Annotated in this window: 25 protein-coding genes and 2 pseudogenes; 8 read left to right on the forward strand and 19 right to left on the reverse strand. The window is 28.4% G+C overall.

Translation table 11 applies throughout. The features are described 5' to 3' along the window. Positions 1-164 precede the first annotated feature (164 nt). Entirely contained in the window at positions 165-923 is a 759-nt protein-coding gene (gene cobJ / locus METOK_RS01935) for a precorrin-3B C(17)-methyltransferase (protein WP_013866558.1), read from the forward strand. Positions 924-1,250: 327 nt separating this feature from the next. Here cobJ and METOK_RS09035 read toward each other — a convergent pair. The 5 genes and pseudogenes from METOK_RS09035 to METOK_RS08845 all read right to left on the reverse strand — a co-directional run bounded on the left by METOK_RS09035 (position 1,251) and on the right by METOK_RS08845 (position 4,285). Beyond that, positions 1,251-1,951 (reverse strand): annotated as a pseudogene (locus tag METOK_RS09035) (beta-propeller domain-containing protein). Continuing rightward, on the reverse strand, positions 1,951-2,586 hold the full coding sequence (locus tag METOK_RS08840) for a beta-propeller domain-containing protein (protein ID WP_332247764.1): 636 nt from the start codon (positions 2,584-2,586) through the stop codon (positions 1,951-1,953). Before METOK_RS08840 ends, METOK_RS09035 begins: the two are co-directional and overlap by 1 nt. Positions 2,587-2,622: 36 nt before the next feature. Then, positions 2,623-3,198 carry a hypothetical protein gene (locus tag METOK_RS08705; protein ID WP_013866559.1) on the reverse strand — a complete coding sequence of 192 codons (576 nt, stop codon included), beginning with the start codon at positions 3,196-3,198 and terminating at the stop codon, positions 2,623-2,625. 101 nt (positions 3,199-3,299) lie between these two features. Further along, positions 3,300-3,638 carry a hypothetical protein gene (locus METOK_RS08410; protein ID WP_232210832.1) on the reverse strand — a complete coding sequence of 113 codons (339 nt, stop codon included), beginning with the start codon at positions 3,636-3,638 and terminating at the stop codon, positions 3,300-3,302. Between the two features lie 248 nt (positions 3,639-3,886). Continuing rightward, on the reverse strand, positions 3,887-4,285 hold the full coding sequence (locus METOK_RS08845) for a beta-propeller domain-containing protein (RefSeq protein WP_269595606.1): 399 nt from the start codon (positions 4,283-4,285) through the stop codon (positions 3,887-3,889). A gap of 247 nt (positions 4,286-4,532) precedes the next feature. Here METOK_RS08845 and METOK_RS01955 point away from each other — a divergent pair, with 247 nt between their 5' ends. Beyond that, complete coding sequence (locus tag METOK_RS01955) at positions 4,533-5,456, forward strand: homoserine kinase (protein ID WP_013866562.1); 924 nt, start codon at positions 4,533-4,535, stop codon at positions 5,454-5,456. A gap of 47 nt (positions 5,457-5,503) precedes the next feature. Here METOK_RS01955 and METOK_RS01960 read toward each other — a convergent pair whose 3' ends face one another. Beyond that, positions 5,504-6,244 (reverse strand): 7-carboxy-7-deazaguanine synthase QueE, encoded by a 741-nt coding sequence (locus METOK_RS01960; protein WP_013866563.1) that lies wholly within the window; start codon positions 6,242-6,244, stop codon positions 5,504-5,506. Positions 6,245-6,498: 254 nt separating this feature from the next. Here METOK_RS01960 and METOK_RS01965 point away from each other — a divergent pair, with 254 nt between their 5' ends. After that, complete coding sequence (locus METOK_RS01965) at positions 6,499-6,714, forward strand: TRAM domain-containing protein (RefSeq protein ID WP_013866564.1); 216 nt, start codon at positions 6,499-6,501, stop codon at positions 6,712-6,714. Between the two features lie 238 nt (positions 6,715-6,952). Here METOK_RS01965 and METOK_RS01970 read toward each other — a convergent pair whose 3' ends face one another. The 13 genes and pseudogenes from METOK_RS01970 to METOK_RS02025 all read right to left on the reverse strand — a co-directional run bounded on the left by METOK_RS01970 (position 6,953) and on the right by METOK_RS02025 (position 19,593). Continuing rightward, positions 6,953-7,483 (reverse strand): hypothetical protein, encoded by a 531-nt coding sequence (locus tag METOK_RS01970; protein WP_013866565.1) that lies wholly within the window; start codon positions 7,481-7,483, stop codon positions 6,953-6,955. Between the two features lie 14 nt (positions 7,484-7,497). Next, positions 7,498-8,733 carry a DUF2226 domain-containing protein gene (locus METOK_RS01975; protein ID WP_013866566.1) on the reverse strand — a complete coding sequence of 412 codons (1,236 nt, stop codon included), beginning with the start codon at positions 8,731-8,733 and terminating at the stop codon, positions 7,498-7,500. A gap of 111 nt (positions 8,734-8,844) precedes the next feature. Further along, positions 8,845-9,624 (reverse strand): nickel pincer cofactor biosynthesis protein LarB, encoded by a 780-nt coding sequence (gene larB / locus METOK_RS01980; protein WP_013866567.1) that lies wholly within the window; start codon positions 9,622-9,624, stop codon positions 8,845-8,847. A 97-nt stretch (positions 9,625-9,721) separates the two neighbouring features. Then, positions 9,722-10,525, reverse strand: a complete 804-nt coding sequence (locus tag METOK_RS01985) for a D-aminoacyl-tRNA deacylase (protein ID WP_013866568.1) — start codon at positions 10,523-10,525, stop codon at positions 9,722-9,724. A gap of 65 nt (positions 10,526-10,590) precedes the next feature. Then, positions 10,591-11,283, reverse strand: coding sequence for a glycosyltransferase family 2 protein (locus tag METOK_RS01990; RefSeq protein WP_013866569.1), 693 nt, complete (start codon positions 11,281-11,283; stop codon positions 10,591-10,593). A gap of 152 nt (positions 11,284-11,435) precedes the next feature. Then, positions 11,436-11,637 (reverse strand): annotated as a pseudogene (locus tag METOK_RS08850) (acylphosphatase); the annotation flags it as partial. Between the two features lie 220 nt (positions 11,638-11,857). Beyond that, positions 11,858-13,822, reverse strand: coding sequence for a ferrous iron transport protein B (gene feoB / locus METOK_RS01995; RefSeq protein WP_013866571.1), 1,965 nt, complete (start codon positions 13,820-13,822; stop codon positions 11,858-11,860). A gap of 56 nt (positions 13,823-13,878) precedes the next feature. Then, on the reverse strand, positions 13,879-14,073 hold the full coding sequence (locus METOK_RS02000) for a hypothetical protein (RefSeq protein ID WP_013866572.1): 195 nt from the start codon (positions 14,071-14,073) through the stop codon (positions 13,879-13,881). Between the two features lie 90 nt (positions 14,074-14,163). Further along, positions 14,164-14,370, reverse strand: a complete 207-nt coding sequence (locus METOK_RS02005) for a FeoA family protein (protein WP_013866573.1) — start codon at positions 14,368-14,370, stop codon at positions 14,164-14,166. A gap of 130 nt (positions 14,371-14,500) precedes the next feature. Then, a complete protein-coding gene (gene rpiA / locus METOK_RS02010; RefSeq protein ID WP_013866574.1) occupies positions 14,501-15,211 on the reverse strand; it encodes a ribose-5-phosphate isomerase RpiA in 711 nt (236 codons plus the stop codon). Between the two features lie 401 nt (positions 15,212-15,612). Then, a complete protein-coding gene (gene hisF, locus METOK_RS02015; protein ID WP_013866575.1) occupies positions 15,613-16,437 on the reverse strand; it encodes an imidazole glycerol phosphate synthase subunit HisF in 825 nt (274 codons plus the stop codon). A 102-nt stretch (positions 16,438-16,539) separates the two neighbouring features. Next, the gene (locus tag METOK_RS02020; RefSeq protein ID WP_013866576.1) at positions 16,540-17,325 is read right to left on the reverse strand and encodes a MinD/ParA family ATP-binding protein; all 786 of its coding nucleotides are present in this window, start codon (positions 17,323-17,325) and stop codon (positions 16,540-16,542) included. A gap of 48 nt (positions 17,326-17,373) precedes the next feature. After that, positions 17,374-19,593 (reverse strand): hypothetical protein, encoded by a 2,220-nt coding sequence (locus tag METOK_RS02025; RefSeq protein ID WP_048057838.1) that lies wholly within the window; start codon positions 19,591-19,593, stop codon positions 17,374-17,376. Positions 19,594-19,800: 207 nt separating this feature from the next. Between METOK_RS02025 and METOK_RS02030 the strand changes: the two genes are divergently transcribed. From METOK_RS02030 to METOK_RS02045, 5 genes are all read left to right on the forward strand, one after another. Further along, positions 19,801-22,329 (forward strand): hypothetical protein, encoded by a 2,529-nt coding sequence (locus METOK_RS02030; RefSeq protein ID WP_013866578.1) that lies wholly within the window; start codon positions 19,801-19,803, stop codon positions 22,327-22,329. A gap of 158 nt (positions 22,330-22,487) precedes the next feature. Beyond that, positions 22,488-22,820 (forward strand): helix-turn-helix domain-containing protein, encoded by a 333-nt coding sequence (locus tag METOK_RS02035; protein WP_013866579.1) that lies wholly within the window; start codon positions 22,488-22,490, stop codon positions 22,818-22,820. Positions 22,821-22,824: 4 nt separating this feature from the next. Beyond that, the gene (locus METOK_RS08855; RefSeq protein ID WP_052293962.1) at positions 22,825-23,163 is read left to right on the forward strand and encodes a hypothetical protein; all 339 of its coding nucleotides are present in this window, start codon (positions 22,825-22,827) and stop codon (positions 23,161-23,163) included. Positions 23,164-23,192: 29 nt separating this feature from the next. Then, the gene (locus tag METOK_RS08420) at positions 23,193-23,873 is read left to right on the forward strand and encodes a class I SAM-dependent methyltransferase (protein WP_052293963.1); all 681 of its coding nucleotides are present in this window, start codon (positions 23,193-23,195) and stop codon (positions 23,871-23,873) included. A 210-nt stretch (positions 23,874-24,083) separates the two neighbouring features. After that, a complete protein-coding gene (locus METOK_RS02045) occupies positions 24,084-25,112 on the forward strand; it encodes a H(2)-dependent methylenetetrahydromethanopterin dehydrogenase-related protein (protein ID WP_013866580.1) in 1,029 nt (342 codons plus the stop codon). The last annotated feature ends 3 nt before the right edge of the window (positions 25,113-25,115 follow it).

Genomic DNA, 25,115 nt, shown 5'->3' on the forward strand with positions numbered 1-25,115 from the left:
TAAAAGGTATAAAAAGCTATGGATGATGAGAGTTACCCCCGCTGACTGAGATGTATACATTAATATATCTCAGGATGACGACATCAGCACTGTCTGACACAGCTACCATTTATAGGATTATTTTAAATATTTATATTTTCATAAATTTAATATAATGTGATATTATGCTTTATATCGTTGGAATAGGGCCCGGCAATGAAGATTTTTTTACAAAAGAGGCAGAATCTATTTTAAATAATGTTGATTTAATTGTCTGCTATAAAGGTTATGAAAAATTTATAAAAAGATTTAATAAGCCAATTTACACATCAGGTATGAGAAAAGAAATTGATAGAACGATTTATGCACTAAATGAAGCAAAGGATAAAGATGTAGCACTTGTATCAAGTGGAGACGCCACCATCTATGGTATGGCATCATTAGCCTATGAGCTCAGGCAAAAAAATAACATCAATGTTCCCATAAAAGTGATAGGTGGTTTAACATCTGCAAGCATATGCTCTGCAATATTGGGAGCTCCGTTAAATCATGATTTTTGTGTAATTAGTTTGAGTGATTTACTTACACCATTGGACGTCATCCTAAATAGAGTTAAATGTGCATTGGAAGGAGATTTTGTTATTGCAGTATATAATCCATTAAGTAAATCAAGAAAAGAACCATTTTTAAAGACTATTGATATTATTAAAAATTATGCCGATGAGAGAAAAATAAATTATATTATTGGAATTGTTAAAAATGCTGGAAGAGATTCAGAAGAATATAAATTAACTACAATAAATGATTTAATAAATAATTTGGATGAGCATATGTCATACATTGATATGAATACAACATTAATAGTTGGAAATTCAAACACAAAAATAGTAGATAATAAAATGATTACTCCAAGGGGCTATTTGAATAAATATTTAAAAGATTAAAAATATTTTAAATATCACCAGAAGGTATTTTTCCTTTTCCATTTGAAGTATTTGAATAAATATTTAAAAGATTAAAAATATTTTAAATTATACGGTTAATGATTTTAATTTTATTATTATTTTTTATTTTAATTATTAGTTTTATTTTAGGGCGGGTCATTTTGTATATTCTTTAAATATCAACACTAAATATTAAAACAAATTTAATCATTTCCATATAAATGAAAATTAAAAAGTTAATGGAAATGAATTATTATGACCCACACTATTTTTATTTTATTTATCTAATTCTAATTCTTTTAACAACAGTCCAGTTATTTTCATCAATTACATGAACTTCTCTTTTGAAAATGTATATACATAGTTATTGATATACAAAGACCTTAAAACATCTAATTTATGTTTATCATCTTTTTTCATCGTTATTTTATTATCTTCTATTTTAAACATATATGCATGAGCTCCCACAGGTATTACCATTATATGCTTATCTTTATCCCACAAAAATGCATGATGGTTATAAAGGGCAGAAGACCAATATTCTAGAAGTTTGTATTTATCCAACTCTTTTGGATTATTGTAATCGCTCACATCATATAGCGAGATTTTTAATTTATTATCCTCGTCTTTTCCTATGCCTATAAATTTATTATTTCCTATTGGATGCAAATATGTAGAATACCCAGGAATTTTTAATTCTCCAAGTAATTTTGGATTTTCTGGGTCTTTTAAGTCTATTACAAGTAAAGGGTCAGTTTCTTTATATGTAACGATATATACCTTATCTCCATAAACCTAACTGCATATATTCGCTCCCCTTTTTCAATATTGGTAAGTTTTCCCTTTATATTTAGTTCATTATCAAGAATATAGATATTGTTAGTAGTTCTATCTCTAAATTTCCAATAGTTTCCTATTGTTGTAGCCACCCTTAAATTGCCGTTGTATTCGTCCATTGCAAATTGATTTATCAATCTTCCAGGAACGCTTCCACTTTTAACTTCAAAGGTATTTATGTTTATTTTCATTATTCCTGTTTTTTCAATTCTTCCCAGTGTTCTTCGAGATATAACTCATAATCATTATTTATTCTATTCACTAAATTTAGTCTATCTTCATTTGAAAGGGTTTTTAAATAACGCTCCAATATTATTCTAATCTCAACAGATTTTGCTTCATCACCAAATATTTTTGAATCTAAAACCTCGTTGATTAAATTGGAAGTATTTTCTGGAAAATACTTATTTGAGTTTTCCTTTAAGAAGTTAATAAAAAATTTATTTTCATTAGGTCTTAGGTGATATGTGAAATAAATATTTTTTGACATATGTGTGGTGGTTTCATAAGTGCCTGCTGTAGCTATGGTATGTGCAATATTGCCGCTATTTATATCGATTGATGATATTATATAGGTTCTATCGAAATTGTTCAATAATGTATCTGGTATTATTGGAATGTAATAGTTATTGTAATTTATTTTTACATCATTCCAAATAATTGGATAATTTACAGTCAAATTTTGTATAATTAAATATAATTTTCCATTATAAACCCTAGACTCCACATAAAAACCATTTAAATCCTTTTCCCATTTTAATATTGGATTTTTTGGATTAGATACATTGTAATTCAGTATTTTATTATACTTATTGTCGATTATTATTAAATTGTTGTTGTATAAATATAACTGACAGTGTGATTACGGTATTCCTCTCTTTATTAGTTCTTTACTACACGATTTAACCACTTCATAAAATGATAAACCATATTTATGGCTTAAATATTCTATGCAATTTGAAACTATTGCTAAAAATCTAATAAACCCTATATTACTATTTTTAGATGTTAAATAGTTCCCTTCAATTTTTAAAACTGATTTATCCCTTTGATGCTTTTCTTCTATCATAGGTCTCTTGATATATTCCCCTATTATATTTTCTGCCTTCTTTTTATGGTCTATACATACCAAATACTTGGGTTCCTCCTGGTTTCGAAGCGAATCTGAAAGATTCGCTGACTTACAAAAACCCCTTGGGTTTTTGTTAAGTTTCATTAGCACTGCAACGATTTTAACCCTACCTACATTAGGGATATTAACCACTTTATGATATAGTTTAACTTCTGTTTCGTTAATTGTCCTTAATTTAAACTTATTTTCTTCCAAATCCTTCTTAAATAGTTTTTCTATTTGGACTTTCTTACCAAAATACTCAACTATGATGTTTTTCTTAATTTTCCCAATGTAACATAGACCCAATTTCTTAGACTCCTTCATAACATCCTTTGTAGTTATAAAAGCGTCTCCTATTACCGTCCTGATATCGGTGTTGGATAAGAACCCAAGAATATCTATAAATATATTTGTAGATTTTTTGTTTAAAGGTTTTGTTGTAGTATAAATTGAGTATATCCCTTTTTATTATGATAAATACAGCAATTTATTTGTTCTTGATATAATTTTCTATGTTCTTCGATGTAATTATATCTAATAATACATCCATAAACCTTTTCACTCCATCTCCTTATGAATGTTGAATCAATTATTGCAGTGAATTTAAACCTTTTATCATTCAAGATATCGGGAAGGCTTGCTAATTGGTTATATACGCAAATCTCATTTTTTGATAGTTTTTGAATGTTTTTGATGATGGTAGTTCTGTGGATTTTTGAAATACTCTCTGAAAATGCTTTAATGGTCTTTATTGGGGTTAGCACTCTAACCTGTGCAAACCTGGATAACTCATCTGAACAGTTAAATCCTAAACTATTTATAGAATTAGTGAGTACATTATTAAGTGTTTCTAACCTGTTATCACTAAACTTTTTTATTTGAGTATATTGCTTTTAACTATTTTTATTTTTTGATGTTAAGGTTGATATCGTTAAATCACACTATCAGAAATATAAATTTCCTCCATGTGAAATATTTTTAATAATATCTGCTGATTCTGGTGGAAGGGCATTTAATATATATGATTCTCTACTTCCATAGGATAATAATATTTGGTGCTGTATCTTACAATAGGATATCTTTCTGGTGAATAATAGATATAATTTCCATTGGTTTTTACTATATCTGCCTCATCTATGCCTTTTACCTGCACATTGGTTTCAGAATATCTATTCGCACTATTGGAATTTGAAATAGCCTCTGTTGTAGATAAAGCTTTTATTTCTCCTCTCGATGAAGTGCTAAAACCACCAATCATATTTGGATATCCATAACTATAACTATGGTCTGTTGATTTATTAATAAATTCCTTAAATGTGGTTTCATTTGCTGGAACCATCTTAAATTCGCTATTAATTGTAGTATTATTCATTGCATTTCCGTTTTCATTATTACTATTGTATACACACACCCACAAAATACTACTAAGCATATAAATATACCAATTAAAATAGGGGCTCCCTTCATAACACCACCAAATATTTATTGATATAAATTTAAGTTAATCCCACCACCATATGCATACAATATATAGTATAAAGTATTATAAATAAATAAGTCTTATAAATAACTATTATTAACCTTATTATTACTAAATTATTACTAAATCTTATTATTATTAATTTTATTTAATTATAAGTATATATTTAGGTGAAATTATGAAAATGGTTAAAGTATGCTCCCCTGGGACTTCTGCAAATTTAGGACCTGGTTATGATGTTTTTGGATTGGCACTTTATGAACCCTACGATACAATTACCGTTATGAAAACAGATGATAGTAACGACAATGATAATAAAATAACCATAACTATGGAAGGAGAAAAATGCGAAGAAATACCAACTGATGTTGATAAAAACACAGCAGGAGTTGTAGCTAAAAAAATGATGGAAGATTTTGATATATCCGACAATATACATATACATATCGAAAAGGGTATAAAACCTGGAAGTGGATTGGGAAGCAGTTCCGCATCCTGTGCGGGTATTGCTGTGGCAATGAATGAATTGTTTGATTTAAAACTTTCAAAATTAGAGCTCACCCAATATGCATCATTAGGTGAAGCTGTTGCCGCAGGAGCCCCACACGCAGACAATGTTGCACCAGCAATATTTGGTGGATTCACAATGGTTGTTGGTTATGAACCCTTAGAAATACTCCATACTCCCGTAGAATTTGAAGTATTGGTGGCTCTTCCAAATATACAAATACCTACAAAAGAAGCTAGGGAACTTGTTCCAAAAAATATTCCTATAAAAGACATGGTAAATAATGTAGGAAAGGCATGTGGAATGGTTTATGCACTTCACACAAATAATATAGAGCTCTTTGGAAAATATATGATGCATGACGCCGTGGTTGAACCATGCCGAGCTCCGTTAATTGAGGGCTATTCAGAGGTTAAAGAAAAGGTTAAAGATTTAGTATATGGCATCACCATAAGTGGTTCAGGTCCCGCAATAATATCCTTACCTAAAAAGGAACATATCTTAGAAGTTAAAAAAATATTTAAAGAAACATGGAATTGCCCGATATACTACACAAAAGTAGGTCCTGGGGCTTATGTATTGGAATCTAAATAATATATCTTTTATATGTTCATTTAATTAATTTTATTATTTCTATTCCTTTAAAGCATACCTAAATATTTGTGCATCTGTGAGGTGCAAATTACATTGTCTTTTAGATGAGCTCCGCACAATTCCATAATATCTAATAACTTCTTATTGGTAGGTGTGGTTTTTATATTTAAACATGAGCTCACTGGTTGTATGCATAGCATAATATCCCCAATATCCGATAAATCCTTTGCAATATTTTCTACAACCTTTGGATTTGTATTTCCCATGATTACTACCTTTGCATATACATCAGAACCTAAATCATACAATTTTTTTATAGATTTTAACTCGTTTTTATAAAGTTTAGTATAAGTTTCAATATCCATATTAACAAAATGTTCTAAAAGCTTTATATCTATTGAAGCATAGTCAAAAAAGGTTATTCTATCTGGATACATACCGTTGCTTTCCAAATGAGTTTTATAACCTAAATTATGAAGGATTTTGGAATATTCTTTTATTTTATCTGCATATAACAAAGGTTCTCCCCCTGTAAATGATATTGCAAACAAATCAGGGGTTTTTAATTTGTTTATAACATCGATTAATTTATCATTATCATTTATATCGTCATATTCCTTAAACTCCCCACTTCCGGGAATCTCTTCAACCCTACATATCAGGTTATCTTTTACATGTTCATCACAATATATACAGTTCAGAGGGCATCCCTTAAATCTAACAAAAATATATCTTCTTCCAATAAACTTTCCTTCCCCCATTATAGATGAAAATATCTCACTAATCAAAAAATCACCGCTTATATTTTAAATTTCTTAAAATTAACTTTTCAAAATATATATTATTATATTATTATGCTAATTTGGATATTTTTTATATTATTTTTTTATAGTTTATAACATAGTATTAATTTCAATAGATGGCATATATATTATTGTTTTAAATAATGAACAATAGATATATTTATATACTATAAAAACAAGTTATACTTAACCATAAATATGGTGAATAAATAAATATATTTTTAACTTAGGTGAATAAAATGGTTTTTGGCGAATACAGACAAAATGAAAGAAATGTTCCTGTTGTTGAAGGAAAAGAATATGATGTAACAATTGAAGATGTAGGAAGAGGGGGTGACGGAATAGCAAGAATCGAAGGATTCGTTATTTTCGTCCCTAACACTACAAAAGGAGAAACACTCACAGTTAAAATCACATCAGTAAAACAAAAATTTGCTTTTGCTGAAAGATTATAATTCTCTTATTCTATTTTTTATTTTTTTATTATTTAATCGATATATCTAAATTAATAACTTATAGCTGCAAACATAAATTATATAATATCAAAAAACTTAATAATTATAAAATATAAAATAAGGCATCAGTTTTTTATAATTTTCTCATCATTATCAGCCGGGGATAACATCATCATCTGCCTTTTTATTAAAGTATATCTTTATAATATAAAATCTATTATATTAAATATTAATTAAATTAATTTGGAATATAGTTATCAAGAACATTTAGAATATCTTTTACCAATTTTCTTTCACTAACTGAATCAATTTCACCATTTGAACTAACAACAATATATAGTTTAACATTATTTTTAACAATAGGTATTATATATCTATGTCCATCTTCGCATTTAATAGCTACTTTTAATAAATTACTATTTAGTGATTTATCGATATTTTGAAATAATGCACTGTATTGAGCAGAGTCCTCATCGGGGTCTTTAAGTGTAGATATAATAGGCAAACCTTCCTCATTAGCTATGGTTATATCCGATACATTATTTTCAAAAGCTATTTCCATTAAATCATATTTGTCAGATAATTTTTTATTATTAAAATCCACAGTATGTTTTTTTAGTTCAAGCAAACCGTTTATAATTTCATTTTCAAGTTCTTCTTTTTGTTTAGATTCCTGCTTATATTTTTCCACCTTATTTAATTCCCAGACTAAAAACGTAGTGGTAAATCCTAAAATTAATGCCACGATAAATATATATATGAGTTCCATAAAATACACCGCCCTTACAGTAATTCAATAGATACTTTTGAATCCATATTTATAATATAATTGTTTAATATATTATATATCCCATCCTTTATATACTGCACATTCACATCCTTTTTAATAAGTCCAAATTTCTTTTTAGGTTTTAATTTAATTTTACAATTACAGATATATCCTTGATTGTATTCCACTGAAATATCTATTAAAAAATCTTGAATGTCTTCTTGATTTTTTAAGAATTCTGAGATTTTCTCATTTATCTCGTTCTCAATATTTTTTAATTCATATGCATCGGGAACTACAACATTCTGAATAATATTATCTATTGTATCATCACTTGGTGCATTTATTCCCAGTTTTTTTAGAAGTTCTTCTTTATTTAAAGGTTCATTATCTTTTTCTTCATTATCCTTATTAGTAGGGCTTATTTCTTTCTTTTCAGATAATTTATATATAAACTCATCTAAATCTTCCCCATTTGACTCATTTTTATTTTCATCCTTTGAACTGTCTTCTTTTAATTTACTATGTGGATAATACTCTGTTAATATATTTATTTTTTCAATATTATACTCATATATATCTATAACCACATCTGAATCATTTAATAATTCTTTAATAAAATCACATGCACAATTTCCAAATAATACTCCATTGTTATCCTCATAATAAGCTAAAATGGGCTCTTTGTTGTGGTATATTATATGAGCTCTTTTAAATTTACCATCACTATCTTTTTTAAATACATCCAATAATCTATAATCTTCTAAATATTCTTTGTATTCTTCACATCCTCCTGTTATTCCCATTTTTAAAGGTTTTCCAGAAGGGATATTTAATACTATTTTTTGATATTTGCATAATACATCTTTATCCATATCCCTAAATATTTTTTCTTCTACTTTTGGTTCTACTTTTGGTTCTGGTTTATTCAAAAACATTTCTTTAAACAAATCTTTCATAAGTTTTAATTTATCTAAATCATATTGATAAAGTTCTACAATGCAGTTATTATTTTTTTTCATTTCTTCAATATATTCAATTGCCCTGTTTCCAAATAACTCGGTATTGTTATAGCTGTAATAATAACCCACAGGCATACTATTTTCCAAAAAAATATAACCCTCTTCAAAACCATAATCCCTTTTTATTGATAATCTTAGATATCCATTAAAATTCTGTAAGTTTTTAGTTAATTCTTCACAATTTTTACCCATTTTTACAAAGGTTCCTTCGATAATATTGGTACTCATTTTAATCCCCTATTCTGCTAAAAATAAGATATTTAAAAAATATTTAAAAAAATTAAAATGTATAAAATATATATCCAATTCAATTTAATAATAATTAATAATATTAACATCTCATTGAATATTTAACCTCTTGTATATATTATAACCTATCAACCCTGCAAATATTCCAGCACCAAAACCGTTATCCATATTTACTACTGCAAGTCCAGGAGTACAGGAGTGAAGCATTGTAAGAAGAGGAGTTTCTTTTATACCATATCCTGTTGAGGTTGGAACTCCAATAACTGGAACATCTACAAGAGATGATACTACCGAGGGCAGAGCTCCTTCCATTCCTGCAATTACAATTATGCAATATACATCCTCATCTACCATTTTTTTTAAAGGCTTTGTAATTCTATGTATGCCTGCAATTCCAACATCATAAGCCGTTAAAACATCACATCCCATGATTTTTGCCGCTTCTTTTGCCTCTTCAGCCACAGGTATGTCAGATGTTCCTGCTGTAATTATTCCAATCTTTCCAATACTTTTTATTTTATAATTCTTTTTTGTAAGAGCTATTGTTTTTGCTATGTTATTAATTCCAATATTGTAATATTTATCGATATCTTTTATATTATTTAACGATTTCATTACTCCTTCAATATCATTTACTCTTGTTGCAAGTGCTGTGCCATTATCTTCTGCAAGTTTAAAAAGAATATTTGCAATATCCTCTGTTTCTTTTCCTTTTCCATATACTACTTCTGGAACTCCTGTTCTATTTTTCCTGTTAAAATCCAAATTATATAGCTTCTCTACTTCATCAAGATAAAATAATTTTAATTTTTTTTCTGCTTCATTTAAACTTAATTCTCCATTTCTAAATTTTGTAAGAATCTCTCTCATAATATCACATAATCTATAATATAACCATAAAACAATAACAATATAATAATATAATATTCTATGATATGCAATAAATAAACTGCCAATACAAAAATATTTAACACAAATCCTTAACTTTTTTCCATGGAATGTTATTTTTTTCAAAGAATTCAATATATCTTTTTCTGTCTTCACTGTTGAGACCTTTCCAATCAAATAATATATAATCAAATTTCTGTTTAGTGCATATTTGTTTAAGCATATTCTCAGAAATTTTGGCATATTTTGGAACAATATATCCTACATAACATTTATTTAACAATACCAATTTAGTGAATCTCGGGGCATAATGTCCTCCACCGAATCCAATAACTTTATCCAAATTTTCATAATTGCGACTTTTAATGGATATTATACTATCCATAACAGATTTTGCCATTATTTCCCCAGCTTTCTCAATTGCCCATTCTTTTTCGGAGCTCCCAATTTCAACAAATACCGACGGGACATTTAAATCAGTAGGTCCATGATGAACAGCTTCAAAGGATATTTCAAAATTATTAAGCTCTTTCTCATTTAATTTGTGTTTATAAATATTTTTAAGCAAAATAGAATTTAAAACTGCATCACAGGGGCATACCTCTTCAATATTACCGCCATGTGAATTATCTTTGGTTAAATTTCCAGATGTATGGACGGTAAATGTTGGTCTTTTGCTTTCACTTCTATGCCTTGATAGAAATATATAATAACTGTAATCATGATTATTAGGAATATCTTTTTGTGAGAGCTCGGTGAGATTTTTATCAGTTTCAAAAAAGTATATATCTTTTTCCAATTCCTGTAAATTTAATTTATTTAGATTGTTTTTGATATTCATTCCTGCCAAATCCTTTGTGGAGTATATCAATAGGTATTTCATGTTATCACAATTTTGCAATATATCTTTAATTTACTTACTATTAATATTTACATAGATATAGATAATTAAACCAATTTATGAATTATGAGCTTTAAAAGTATTTTAAATCCAGTAATGATATTTGTTCCCCTAGCCATAGAGTATTCTGTATATATAGTTTTTATAGGAACTTCCTTAAATTTCAAATTATTTCTTTTTATTAAAACAATAAATTCAGAAGAAACCTCATATTTATTACTTTTTAACTGTTTTATTATTGTTTTTGCAGCATTCGTTGAAAATGCCCTTAAACCACTTTGACTATCTGTGACAAAATGTCCCCCCATCAAGTATGTTAAAAAATTCAGCCCTAAATTTCCTATTCTTTTTATTTTTGGCATATTTCTTAGTTCATTTTCATCCATTAGTCTGCTTCCAATTACAACATCATAATTTTCATCCAGAATAGGTTTTGCAACCTTTTCAATGTCTTTTGGGTCATGCTGTCCATCGGCATCAAATGTAACAATTACCTTTGGATTATATTCCAATGCACATTTTAATCCAGTTCCCAGAGCTCCGCCCAAACCCCTGTTTATAATATGTCTGCAAACAATAACCCCCTCTTCTTTTGCTATGTTGTAGGTGTTATCTTTACTTCCATCATCTACAACAATTATATTTTTATAGCCTTCACTCTTCAATTTTTTTAAAGTATTGCCTATCATTTTTTCTTCATTGTATGCTGGAATCACCACATATACATTATTTTTGTCCATGCTATCCCCTGCTATATGATTAAATAAAAAATATGAAAAATAATTATTTATTTTACAAAAGCATGAAAAATGCTAAAATATTACTCGCATGTATAGTAGATGGTGTTGATGGATGAGAGATAAAAAATCTTAAAGTTTTTCTTTTAAAATATCTTCTTTTCTAAAAATTTTATATTATTTTAAAATAACTCTTAGTCTCCTCATCGTCAAAGTTTGCTAAAATCCTCACAGTTCCATCTTCATAATTATAAATTACTCCATCAATCCCTAAACCTCTTCCAATATCTTCTATTCTATCCCTAAACCAAACATGCTGAACTTTTCCATATATTTTAACTCATAAGTTGCTACCATAATACCCACCAGTCTAACATCTCTAAAAGCATATTTAATTTTTATTGCGTACTCATTTATAGTTATTATAATTTTAATTATCATTTATTAGTTATCATTTTATTTATTTTTTATACTATTTTAATTTTTTATTTTATTTTTATTTTATTTTTTATTTTATTTGGTTTTAATTATAATTTTTTATTATTATTTTATTTTTTATCTTTTTTATTTAATTTTCTTAAAATCCAAGAAGTTTTCCAATATTATACACAATAATACCAACCACCGTAGCAAGAGAAAGGTTGTATGTTATAGCGAATAAAGTCCATTTTAAACTTCTTGTTTCTGCATATTGAGTAGCCACTGTTGCCAAACATGGAATATAAAGAACCGATACAAGTGTGAAAACAAATGCCTTTAATGGTGTTAATGCTGTGCTTATATGCCCCCCATAAACAATATTCATTGTGGATACTACGAGCTCCTTTGCTACAATTCCAAACATTAAAGAAACAGCCCCTCTCCAATCAATGCCCATCCATAAGGTAATATGCTCCAATATCTTGCCTATAACAATTCCATAACTATTATTAATACTTGGATAATTCAGTAGCCAGTAAAATAAAAGAGAACCTGCCACAATAACTGTTCCCGCTTTTTTTAAGAATTCTTTGCTTCTTTCCCATGTTATTTTTAAAATATTTTTCCAGTCAGGCGTTCTATACGGTGGCAATTCAAATATAAAATCCTCAGATTCTCCTTTTATTATTAATTTACTCAGGAGATATGAGACTATACCCAACAGCATAAATACGATTGCCAATATCCCGAGGGTAAATAAAGCGGTATATTGTGAAAAAAATGCCGAAGCCATAAATCCTATTATAACAAATCTTGCCGAGCAGGGAACAAGCGGAGCTACAAGTAAAGTAATAAGTCTCTCTTTATGACTTGACATAAATCTTGTAGCCATTAATCCGGGAACATTACACCCAAAACTTATTATAAATGGAATAAATGCCTTCCCACCAAGTCCTATTTTAGACATTATACCATTCATAAGAGCTGCCACTCTTGATAAATATCCGCAATCTTCCAGTATTGCAAGAGAAAACATGATTAATAATATTTGCGGAAAGAATTCCAACACTGCACCAACCCCTGACAATGCACCATCCACTATAAATCCAGCATATATTGGGGGAAGTATCTTTGTTAAATAATCGCCAACATATCCAAAGAATATATCGATATAATTGGAGAAAAAATCACCAATTCCAAATACAAAACTGTACATTAAATACATGATAATTCCAAAAATTACAAAGCCATAAAAGGGATGGAGTATTATTGTATCGATATCCTCATGCAGTTGGCTATCAGTCATTATATCCTTTAAAATTTCGTCAGATTTCTGATACCTCTGTTCAACAACATAACTCTCAACATCATGTTTTATATTATTTTCAATATCATCCTTTATATTTTTTACAAATGTTAATAATTCGTTAAATGCTTTAAATTCTTCCAAAACCTCGGGGTCTCCTTCAAGCAAGGATATTGCAAGCCATCTTTTTGGAACAGATTTGAATTTATCACTTAATTTTAAATCCTTATACGAATCTATTTTTTCAACAATTTTTTCAATTGCATCCTCCAAAAGTTTGGAATATGTAATTTTGCAAGGTTTTTTAGGTTTATATTCATAAATTTCTTTTTTCAGCTCATCTATTCCTACATTATACCTTCCAGACATTTTTATAACTGGTAATCCCCCTAATCTTTCACTTAGCTTTTTTTCATCCACGGTTATTCCATATTTTTCAGCCTCATCTATAAGGTTTAAACATAATATTGGTGATTTCCCGAGCTCTATAAGTTGTAGTGTTAAATATAAATTCCTGTTAATATTTGGAGTATCAATTACATCCACAATTATAGCATCCTCATTTTCAAGTATAAAATCTCTGGCTATCTTCTGGTCTATGGAATTAGACATTAATGAATATATTCCAGGTAAATCCACTACTTTAAATTCTTTATTGTTGTATTTTAACAAACCTTCCTTTTTTTCAACAGTCACCCCTGGCCAGTTCCCTATTTCCTGCCTCATCCCAGTTAATGAGTTAAATAATGTAGTTTTTCCAACATTTGGCTGACCTGTTAATGCCACTATTCGTTTATTGCCATCAGCATTGCCCATATTTGCACCACCATCTATTTATTCATTTGTTTAATTTCGTTTTTATATTTATTCTCTTATTCTCTTTTTTTATGATATTTTAGATATGTTTCGCATCTGTCTTTATTTAAACAGAAGCAACATGATTGTTTAATAAAATATTTTAATATATAATTAAAAGGTTTTTTAACGATATCAATGGATTTGCTTTTTTTGAATGGTTTATGATTTTCTAAACCATTTATTTTAGTTTCTAATTTATCATTATTCATATTGTCCCTTACATTTTATTTAATTTAAAATGTTTAATTATAATTAAAAATTGATGTAATATAAGATTAATTAAGTAATATGGATATGTATTATTCCACAAGTATAGCATCAGCCATGCCTCTCCCTATCGCCATTTTACAATTTCCTATCCTTATAAGAAGTGGTCCTCTTTTGTTTGAAGATATCACCGTTATTTTGGAACCTGGAATTATACCGAGCTCGTGAAATTTATTGCAAGGTCTTATTATTTTTACAACAGTATATGTACCAGGGTTTTTATTTGAAAGACTTTCCATTTAATCACCAGCATACAGAATTATTAAGAAGAATACCTATAAAAATTAAACTAAATAAATTAAATTAAAATAATCAAATAATATGAATGCAATATATACTATTAAAATATATTAAAATATATTTAATTATTTACTTACTTAATATCTTGACCTTTTTAGGACTTCCAACAAGAATTTTATCTACTTTTGTGAATATTCCATTTTCTACAACCCCAGGAATACTATTCAATTCTTTTTCAGTTTCTTCTGGGTTTTTTAAATCGATGAATACATCTATAATCATATTTCCATTATCTGTAATTACAGGACCCATTTTTCTATCGGCCATCCTTATTGAGGGTGCAGCATTTCTTTTTAATAATTCATTTAAAACAGTGGAATATGCAATAGGCAAAACTTCCAATGGGACTGGTGTTTTATCACCCAATGAATCTACAATCTTATTTTCATCTACCATAACTACAAATTCCTTTGCACAATAGTCTATTATTTTTTCTAGTGTGTGACAACCTCCGCCCCCTTTTATAAGGCAGAGTGATTTCTTATCTACTTCATCAGCACCATCAATGGCAATATCTATTTCTCCATATTCATCAAGTGAAACCAATGGAATACCATATTGAATAGCTAACATCCTAGATTCAAAAGATGTAGGTATTCCAAATACACTTAATTCCTCTTCTGCCACTCTTCTTCCTAACTCATCTATAAACAGATTTGCAGTAGTGCCTGAACCAAGACCTACAATCATGCCATCCTTTACAAGATTAGCGGCTTCTTTTGCTACCCTAAATTTTGCGTTTTCCACATTTGATGATGATTTTAAACTACTTTTTGCCATAATTTTCCTCCGTTGTTATTTAGTAATAATCATACAAGATATAATTTTATTTATTTTTAACTATATTCATAATTTAATAATTTTTTTGAAAAATATAATATATAAATATATACCAAATATAAACTAATTATAAAATTAATTACTGTAAAAAAGAAAAAGTTATAAAATTATCATATAAACTCTAAAATTAAAAAAGGAGATTAATATAATTTTTATATTTAGTTAGTTATGCTATTTATAATTTTATAATTTATTTAAATATTATATGGTGGGTCATTTTGCATTTTCTTTAAATATCAACACTAAATATTAAAACAAATTTAATCGTTCCTATATAAATGAAAATTAAAAAGGTAATGGAAACGAATTATTATGACCCACGCTAATTTATTTGAATATTATTATAATCTAACAGGAATATTCTTTTTTAATAAATATTCTTTTATCTCTTGGATAGTATATTCCCTATAATGCAATATTGAAGCCATTAGTGCTGCATCTGCCTTTCCATATTCAAATGCATCATAGACATGTTCAAGAGCTCCGCAACCTCCACTTGCTATTACTGGAAGTTTTACACTTGCGGATACGGATTTTGTTAATGGGATATCATAACCATTTTTTGTTCCATCTGCATCCATACTGGTTAATAGTATCTCTCCTGCACCGAGCTCCTCCACTTCTTTACTCCAATTTATAGCATCAATACCAGTTCCCTTTCTACCACCGTATATATAAACTTCAAACCAGCAGTATTTATTATCAATCTTTATAATATTTTTATCCCCCAATTCTTTGGATTCAAGTTTATCCTTATCTATGTAGTTTCTCTTTACATCGATGGCAACAACCACACACTGAGAACCGAATATTTCACTGGCATTCTTGATAAGTTCTGGATTTTTAACCGCAGCAGTGTTTATCGATATCTTATCAGCTCCTGCTCTAAGTATTTTTCTAAAATCATCAACGGTTCTTATACCTCCACCAACAGTTAAGGGGATAAATACCTGCTCTGCGGTCCTTTCAACTAAATCAATCAATATATCCCTTTTTTCATAAGATGCCGTAATGTCCAAAAATACGAGCTCATCTGCACCTTGTTCATTGTATATTTTTGAGAGCTCTACTGGGTCACCAGCATCCTTCAACTCAACAAAATTTGTTCCTTTTACAACTCTTCCTTCCTTTATATCTAAACATGGAATAATTCTTTTTGTTAGCACCTATTTCACCATTTATATTAATCAAATTTTTATAAATAATAAGTTATTCATAATAATTTATTCAATTATTTTAATTATTTTAATTAAATATTAGCATTATCCTTAAAATTTATCTATATCTTTACCATTGTTCTCATCCTTTCCAATAATTGAACCCCTAAATTCCTTTGCTATTTTTAGAGCCCTTAGTGTAGCCAAATCTTTTTCTATATATGATTCAGTTAGCTCATCCGCCAAAAAACTTAGCTCTTTACTAAATGATGATTTTTTTTCCACAATTGGAACTCCATCCAACCATTGATATTCAACTTTTTTATCATATGGAATAATGGCCACGACATTATCCAATATTCCCTCAAAATCCACAATGCCCCTGTCCTTATTTACAATAATACCAACAATTTCAATACTAAGAGCATTTAATAATTCAATAGTTTTTAGGGTATTTGCAATTCCCGGAATGCTGTCCTCTGCCACTATTATTATTTTGTTAAATATGTTCTCACTGGAAAATAGCAGATTATTTTCGGTTATATTAGGAGGTAAATCTAGTATAACTACATCATAGTTTTCATCTGCGAATTTTATAACATCTAAAAATTTTTTCTGGTCCATATCTGTATTAAAGGCATTTGGGGTTGTATCACAAGCAATAATGGATAAATTATTGTATTCATGAATAATATCATTCAAACCACATTCTCCATCAAGATATGTATTTAATGTATTAGGCTCATTTTCGAGTCCAAATAACAATGCACCAGTTCCTCCATATACATCACAGTCTATATATATAGTTTTTATCCTATCGCTAATATAATATGCCATATTTGCAGCAATGGTGGTTTTTCCAGTCCCTCCTTGGATATTATAAAATCCTAATTTCATAAAATCACCTATCCAGATATATTAATTTAGATATTATTAAGTTATAACTTAATTCAAATTTATTACTGAGCTCCCATTAGTGTATATTATAATTTTGTTTAAATTTCTATTATATTCTTCTATGGACATTTTATTATTGAATGATGATATATTCAATCCCTTTTTGTAAATGGTTATTTTTACAGGTTTATTTGATTTTACAATTACATCGCTATTATTTCTGTTATTCACTGTTTTTATATCACTATGTAAGTAGTTATCTGCCCAATCTGCATAATTCTTAAATGAACAAATCCAAGTATAGTTGTCTTTTAAGGCATATATCTTGTCAGTATCATATTTTACAATATCTGCTACATATACTCCAAATTCTTCATCCTTTGGAGGAATATAGTATTCATCTATATGATGCATGCCGTATATTTCGTTGTTGGTCAATCCAGGAACTTTTATTATAGATATATTATCTTCTTCTGAGAATCCTTTATAATCTGGAATTACAACATAATTTAATTTATTCTTTATATCGAGTTTCCACGATAGGTTATCATTATCTCTTCCAAATACTGCATCAACCAAGTTCTTATCGTTGGAGGTAAGCAATAATCCATTGACACCTTCACTCACTGCATAACCGTAATTTTTAACAAACCAGTGATTAAAATATTTATATTTATCATTCATTGCAGAATCTTCTGAGGGCAATACAGGTTTTCCTTCATAATACCAATTACTTGTATATTTATTATTATCATTCCAATGAGGTTCATTCTCATCATAGTGGTAATATTTATTATTGGATTTTGTCCCCTTTTCCCAATATCCTACCTCATCGGTGCCTTTGTAATTTATAGTTTCTGGATAATAACCATCTGCGGGGTCATTTTTAAAGGTTTCGGGAGCTTTATCCACATAAATTATAGGATAATAACTCATTGCCAATACATCTAAATGCTTAATATTGTAATTATTTTTGATATTTGAAGGGACATAATATGTATGGTGATATTCGCCCTGATACCATTTTTTAAACCAGTAATCATTTAACAATGTGTCTAATTCATCCTTATCAGGATTTTCTTCTTTAATTACCTTTAAATTTTCTGAACCTGTGGATATATAGGTTAGATTTGCATTTAAAATATTGCATATACCTTTTAATGTTTTTATTTTTTTATTAATTATGGAATCATCTCTTAAATCAACTTTTATTTTTCTTCCTGCAACATCTACTACATAATCTCCATTTTTATCGGGAACTGCTTTTTGAACCACCACTCCATTTATAAGGACATGTTTGTAATAAGGAGGAGCTTTATTTATATAAACAAATGTTCCATTATTTTCTGAAACATAATGTCCTATAAAATCCAATATAGATTTATCATTTTTAGATATTGGATGAGTAATTAAGATTTTTTTATTTTTTATTTCAAATATGCCTTTTTCTCCATCCAATAATCTTGTGCTTATATTATATACTTTTTCTTCGTTAGGAGGATTTGCAGGAGGGTTGTATATAAGAGCTCCGTCATCATCCATATATAAATATTTTTTTGGATAAATAATAAATACATTATTTCTACTTATGTAGGCGTAGTTATAATAATCTGGCACATATTTTGGGCTTTCGTATATTAATTTATATTCTCCATTATTGTCGTTGTTGGTATTGTAGCTATTATTGTTATTATTATAATTATCATTATTTTCATATTTTGAATATACATATATGAGAGCTCCGGTGTTGTCCCTATAAACATATTTTTCTGGATATATCACACATACATTATTTTTGGATATATATGCATATCCATCCAAATCAGGTAATTTAGATGGAATATATTGTTTTTCAGGAGTTATATGTTCTATTTTATATTTGGAATTATTGAATTCTTTTGGCGTGCTATATATGAGAGCTCCGCTATTATCTCTATAAACATATTTTTTTGGATATATGGTAAATATGTTATTCTTGTTTAGATAGGTGTAATTTCCATAATCAGGTATCTTATCAGGTTCAACCTCTGTGATATTTAACTCATACAATATCCAATTTTTAGGATTTTTAATAAAATCATCATCCATATAAAACAACACTATATTGGAATTAGAAAGATAATTATCTAATTCACTTTTATCATGAATACTTGAAAGTGGAACAAATTCAATAGGTATCGTTGATGACCATTTATACTCCAAGGCATACCCCGCATTTATCAATAAAAATATCATGCAAAGAAGTAGGCTAAAATATTTTAGCTTCATTAAATCACCCGTTTATTTGATTGGCTATCTATATTAATTGCTTGCCCACAAATAAAATATTGTTGATAAACCTACATAAACAATTACATGCTCATATACGCTAGCATCTTTAAATAATACTATCAAATACTATATTTAGGTTATATAGTCTTATTATTGATTTTAATTTATATTGCTAATTATATTAAGTTATCTATTGGGAACATTATGAGAAAGATAATGTATTATATAATCTTTATGGGGCTTCTTATTAACAGCATTCAGGGTATATATGGGAATGATATTGAAATATCTAACATTTGGGAGTCAAATACGCTTGTAAATCTAAATAATGGATATGGGAAATACTATATTGATGTAGATATTTCTCCCAGTATTTATGTTACAGTTATTAATCATGACTCATATCAGCATAATATTATACTAAACATTAAATCTGATGAAGAAACACCATCATGGCAATCACCAATAACACCCATAACCCCGAATTCAAAAAAAGGTAAGGTAATATGTGCAAAATTAAAATTTAAAGAAAGTGGGTTCCATAAAGTCTATATATCCATATTGGATGAAAATAAAAAAATATTGGCATCTAAAACAGCAACAGTATATGTGGCTAATCCAATTGATATTGAGTATATATCATGTAGTGATTCATACATTAATAAATCCAACCCAAATATTGAAATATGTAATTCTCCATGGTTTAAAATTGGTTTAAAAAATAACAAATATTCCCAATCAGATTATGTTGTTAAAACATGGATTGCAGTAGTATCCAAAGATTATACCAAAGATGCAAGTAAAAATAAAAATGATGCGGGAGTTTTATATTACGGCGAAAATGATAGCAAATTAGTATATGTTCCAAAAGGTGGTGAATCCGAAGTATCATTTAAAATTCCACCAATATCTCAAAATGATGATGAATTAAAAATTCAAGTTCATACCAGTATAATGGGGGTTCATGATTACGCAGATGGTCCTGCAAATACCAAAATAAAAGGGAGTAGCAATTCAAATATAGCGGTATATTCTCGCAATATATCCAATAAAATATTTTTTTACCCAATAATTTTGAAGAACTTTGAAGTGGTTACTAAACTTAATAAATCTACTGTGAATATATTAAAAAAATATTATAGAGATTCAAATATTAAAGATGATGAATTAGAAACGATGATTGACCACTATAATTACTACTCCAATTATAATGATATACCCAGGGCATATTTAAAAACTGAGCCTTATTTGGCAATTGTTAAATTAACCTTAAAAAATAGATATAATAACATAGCTTCTGGAACTATATCTATTAAAAACGACATGCATTCCACTACTAAATATATAAATATGAGTGGGTTTGAAACTAGGGAAGTTTATATGCCTTGTTATATTAATTACAGTGGAAATAAACAAATAAACATTACAATATGTTCAGCTGGGTGCTATAACTATATTGAAACTAAAAATCTTGATATATCACCTAAAAAAATCCCCATTGTAATAATAAAAAATATCACATACTCGTATGATACCAATAATTACATAATGCACAACAATTATGCGGATGTATTGGTTGGAAGGACATATATAATGAAAGTAACTTTGGTAAATAATTATAACAAAACGCTCTCTGGGAATATATCTATTAAATCCAAATTCAAAAAGGTTGCAGATTATTATCCTTCGGAAACACCATTTACATTAGGAGCTCGTGCTGAAAAAATATATTATATACCAATACGATTCAATAGGGGGGCTAATGGGGACTTACAATTTACTATAAAAACGAATAATGCACTAGCAGAATTTTCTAAAACTATTCATTTTAATGCACATAATGTAAAAGCTGAGTTATACTATAATGACACACTCAATCCTAAAATTGCTGTTGCCAACGAGAATCCTGTGTTTAAACAGCACCCTGTGGCAGGATGTTATAATACATTTACAGCTAAATTGGATAATCCATTAAATGAAAAAATTAAATGTTTAACTTGGGTTAAGGTTGTAAGGGGTGATGGGCATGTGAATATTACCAGTCCAAAAAAAATTATATATATCCCACCAAAGGGGTTTAAAACTGTTAATTTTAAAATTAAATTTAACGAAGGATTTAATGGTCATATTTTGTTATATGCAATACCCACAATAAACTACAATGAAAATATTTCTAATACCACTCCTCTTATTGTTAAAACAATTGATGTAGTAGCTCCATTGTCTATATCAAATCTAACCTACAATAATTCCTTAGTTCATGCAGAAATAGTTTCTAATTCTTCCAATGAATTTCCCGTAAGTATACAGTATAATTATTGGATTGAATTAATTAAAAACAACGTATCTATATTTAAAACTAAAACACATACTGAAATCATAACTCCACGGGGAATTAATCATATCCATCTAAAATTAAAAAAATTGGATAATGGAAATTATACTTTAAAGCTTTATGTTGAGATACCTAAGTTTATTAAAGACAATGGAATGTATCGCCCAATGATTTTAGAAAAAAGTGAAAATATTATTGAAAATGGAATTCACAAAAACAATACGGGCATTACACAAACTCCAATATCCGATATTAACAATAGCGTAGATACTCATTCGATATCAGGAATATTTAACCATTCAATTCCTAAAAATGAGAATAATACAACTGTTAAAAAAATAAGTTTATTCAATACTATCTACTCATTTATTAAAAATTTAATATCTACGGTTTTTTAGTAGTCTGATATTTCTTTAATTTATCAATAACTTTACTCAAAATTATATATTAAATTATTATCGGTTTATAACATCGGACATTAACCTATGTGATAATAATAGCAACACTAAATAATTACAACATTATTAAGAAAATAACATGTTTCAGGTGTGGTGACATGATAGCAAAAGATATGATATTTATCAATCCTACAATATTAAGGTCATTAAATAAAAGCAAATTAAGAAAAAAAATATTATTTTTCTTATATAAAATACACCCACAAGGAGTATATCTTTCAGAGCTCTCAAGATGGGTGAACTCAGACCCAAGTAATGTGCTGGGTTGCTTAAAAGGAATGGGGACTCGATATAATGGAAGTTATTCACTAATTGAAATGGGGCTTGTTGAATGTATAGATGAAGCAGGCATGAAAATCTATGTAATAACAAGATATGGTAAAAATATTGTTGAATATCTAAAAGATTATGATTCAATTGATAGATGGTGATATTATGGGTATTAATTTTAATTACCGAATACAAAATATAGTTGGTAGAAGTAGCTATGAATATGAATATGAAATAGACGATATAAATACGGCTCTTAAATCCATGGATTTTACTATAAAATATCTTAGCAATGAGTTACTTGTAGCGTTTTTTAAGCAGGGCATGGATTTTGGAATATATGGTGTGATTGACAAATACAACCCAAAAATAAATAAGGTAAATTCACTTTTAGGTTATCCAAATAATGATTTTTTAAATGATTATATAAAAACTGCCCTAAAATTAGAGATAATTCATCAAGATGAAGATGGCAATTTAAAATTAAATAGGGATAAAAAATAATTATAGAGCATCCAGAATATGACAAATTTATGGAAGACTATTCTATAAACTATGACCATATGACTAAGTTATCTAAATATGCTCTTATAGGATATAATCATCCAAAAATATTGCTTGATTTTATAGCAGATGCCGATATTTGGGATATAATATTAAATACCTCATACTTAAAATCATGCCGAAATATTGCTGCGGAATATTTGGGACTAGAAAATGGTGATTACATATTGGATGTAGGTTGTGGTTCTCGCTCCCCTGAATTTTATATATCTAAAATATTCCCCAAGGGTAGATATACAGGCATAGATATATCGAAAAATTTACTGAAAATAGCTGAAATAAGGACTAAAAGATGGGATAATGGTAGTGTGCTATTAAAACATATGGATTTTCACGATGCAATAATTAAAAATAAATATGATTATGTTATATGTACATATATGTTAAAATATGTTTCATCACCAAAAACATTCCTAAAAAAGATGATGGATGCTCTGCGTTCAGGGGGTAAATTATTTATTGCAGTGGAATTCTTTAAAGACACCGTTTCTGACATAAATGTTGAATTGTTTGAGTTCTACAATAGATTAAACAAATTTTTTAAAAACTACCATTCGAAAAAAGAAATATTGGATACCTTGGAATCTATGGGTTATGATTTTAAACATACCTCTCTAAGTAACGGAATTTTAGTAATTGAAAAAATATAATTAAAATCTTATATTCCACATTTTTTCTATTTTTATATTAAGTTATTTTTTAAGCATTAATATTAATAATTATAGCTTTTTTATTATGTCTATCCTTATATAACCCATACTGTTATGATTGCACTAAAAATATTTATATGAATTTAAACCACATAATAATATATAATAAATTTAAATACAAAAATTATATTAGTTGATATAGGTGTGATTATGAAAATTTCAGTATACGGTGCAGGAAACCAAAATCTATATGTGAATAAATTAAATCTACCTAAAAATTATGGAGGAGAACCTCCATACGGTGGTAGCAGAATGGCTATGGAGTTTGCAGAAGCTGGACATGATGTTATACTTTCAGAACCTAACAAAAATATATTAACGGAGGAGATGTGGAAGAAAGTTGAAGAATCAGGGGTTAAAGTAGTTTCAGATGATATTGAAGCTGCAAAACATGGTGAAATATGTATATTTTTTACACCTTTTGGAAAAAGAACCATTGAAATAGCAAAGAATATACTTCCTCATCTTCCTGAAAATGGTATTATAGCAAATACATGCACGATATCCCCTGTTGTTTTATACACTGCACTTGAAGTGCAACTTAGAACTAAGAGAAAAGATGTAGGTATATCCTCAATGCATCCTGCCGCTGTTCCTGGAACTCCACAACATAATCATTATGTAATAAGTGGAATTTCAACAGATGGAAAACATTATGCCACTGAGGAACAGATTAAAAAATGTGTTGAACTTGCAGAAAGTGCCAATAAAAAAGCTTATGTGGTACCTGCTGATGTTTCATCCACTGTTGCAGATATGGGTTCTCTTGTAACTGCCGTTGCATTAGCCGGTGTTTTAGATTATTATAGTGTAGGTATAGACATTATGGGAGCTCCTGAAAAAATGATTGAACAGCAGATTATTATGACGCTCCAAACAATGGCTTCACTTGTGGAAACCTCAGGAGTTAAAGGACTCTTAAAAGCCATAAATCCTGAATTAATAGTTAGAAGTGCTTCATCTATGCATCTAAGAAAAGAACAGAAAGATTTAGATGAAGCATTAAATATATTGAATAATTTGAACGAAAAATTATTGAGAGAATCTCAAAATGCAGCGGTAAATCCAACAACTCTTGTTGCAGCTCAGGCACTTGTGAAAGAAATTAGAACATTGATTGGAGGAGCTGCGGCAAATGGGGCAATTAAAAGGAGCATGAAAAAATTATTCACAGATTAGGGG

Source organism: Methanothermococcus okinawensis IH1, assembly GCF_000179575.2.
GTDB lineage: Archaea > AGJL01 > Methanococci > Methanococcales > Methanococcaceae > Methanofervidicoccus > Methanofervidicoccus okinawensis.

Bases quoted from the DNA above. Each gene is read 5' to 3' on its own strand.
- METOK_RS02025 (WP_048057838.1), bottom strand. From the start codon at position 19,593: ATGAAGCTAAAATATTTTAGCCTACTTCTTTGCATGATATTTTTATTG.
- METOK_RS01965 (WP_013866564.1), top strand. From the start codon at position 6,499: ATGGTTTTTGGCGAATACAGACAAAATGAAAGAAATGTTCCTGTTGTT.
- larB (WP_013866567.1), bottom strand. From the start codon at position 9,624: ATGAGAGAGATTCTTACAAAATTTAGAAATGGAGAATTAAGTTTAAAT.
- METOK_RS01975 (WP_013866566.1), bottom strand. From the start codon at position 8,733: ATGAGTACCAATATTATCGAAGGAACCTTTGTAAAAATGGGTAAAAAT.
- METOK_RS08855 (WP_052293962.1), top strand. From the start codon at position 22,825: ATGGGTATTAATTTTAATTACCGAATACAAAATATAGTTGGTAGAAGT.
- METOK_RS02035 (WP_013866579.1), top strand. From the start codon at position 22,488: ATGATAGCAAAAGATATGATATTTATCAATCCTACAATATTAAGGTCA.
- METOK_RS01990 (WP_013866569.1), bottom strand. From the start codon at position 11,283: ATGGACAAAAATAATGTATATGTGGTGATTCCAGCATACAATGAAGAA.
- METOK_RS02030 (WP_013866578.1), top strand. From the start codon at position 19,801: ATGAGAAAGATAATGTATTATATAATCTTTATGGGGCTTCTTATTAAC.
- rpiA (WP_013866574.1), bottom strand. From the start codon at position 15,211: ATGGCAAAAAGTAGTTTAAAATCATCATCAAATGTGGAAAACGCAAAA.
- METOK_RS01985 (WP_013866568.1), bottom strand. From the start codon at position 10,525: ATGAAATACCTATTGATATACTCCACAAAGGATTTGGCAGGAATGAAT.
- METOK_RS01955 (WP_013866562.1), top strand. From the start codon at position 4,533: ATGAAAATGGTTAAAGTATGCTCCCCTGGGACTTCTGCAAATTTAGGA.
- METOK_RS02005 (WP_013866573.1), bottom strand. From the start codon at position 14,370: ATGGAAAGTCTTTCAAATAAAAACCCTGGTACATATACTGTTGTAAAA.
- feoB (WP_013866571.1), bottom strand. From the start codon at position 13,822: ATGGGCAATGCTGATGGCAATAAACGAATAGTGGCATTAACAGGTCAG.
- METOK_RS02020 (WP_013866576.1), bottom strand. From the start codon at position 17,325: ATGAAATTAGGATTTTATAATATCCAAGGAGGGACTGGAAAAACCACC.
- METOK_RS02045 (WP_013866580.1), top strand. From the start codon at position 24,084: ATGAAAATTTCAGTATACGGTGCAGGAAACCAAAATCTATATGTGAAT.
- METOK_RS08420 (WP_052293963.1), top strand. From the start codon at position 23,193: ATGGAAGACTATTCTATAAACTATGACCATATGACTAAGTTATCTAAA.
- METOK_RS02000 (WP_013866572.1), bottom strand. From the start codon at position 14,073: ATGAATAATGATAAATTAGAAACTAAAATAAATGGTTTAGAAAATCAT.
- METOK_RS01970 (WP_013866565.1), bottom strand. From the start codon at position 7,483: ATGGAACTCATATATATATTTATCGTGGCATTAATTTTAGGATTTACC.
- cobJ (WP_013866558.1), top strand. From the start codon at position 165: ATGCTTTATATCGTTGGAATAGGGCCCGGCAATGAAGATTTTTTTACA.
- METOK_RS08705 (WP_013866559.1), bottom strand. From the start codon at position 3,198: ATGAAGGAGTCTAAGAAATTGGGTCTATGTTACATTGGGAAAATTAAG.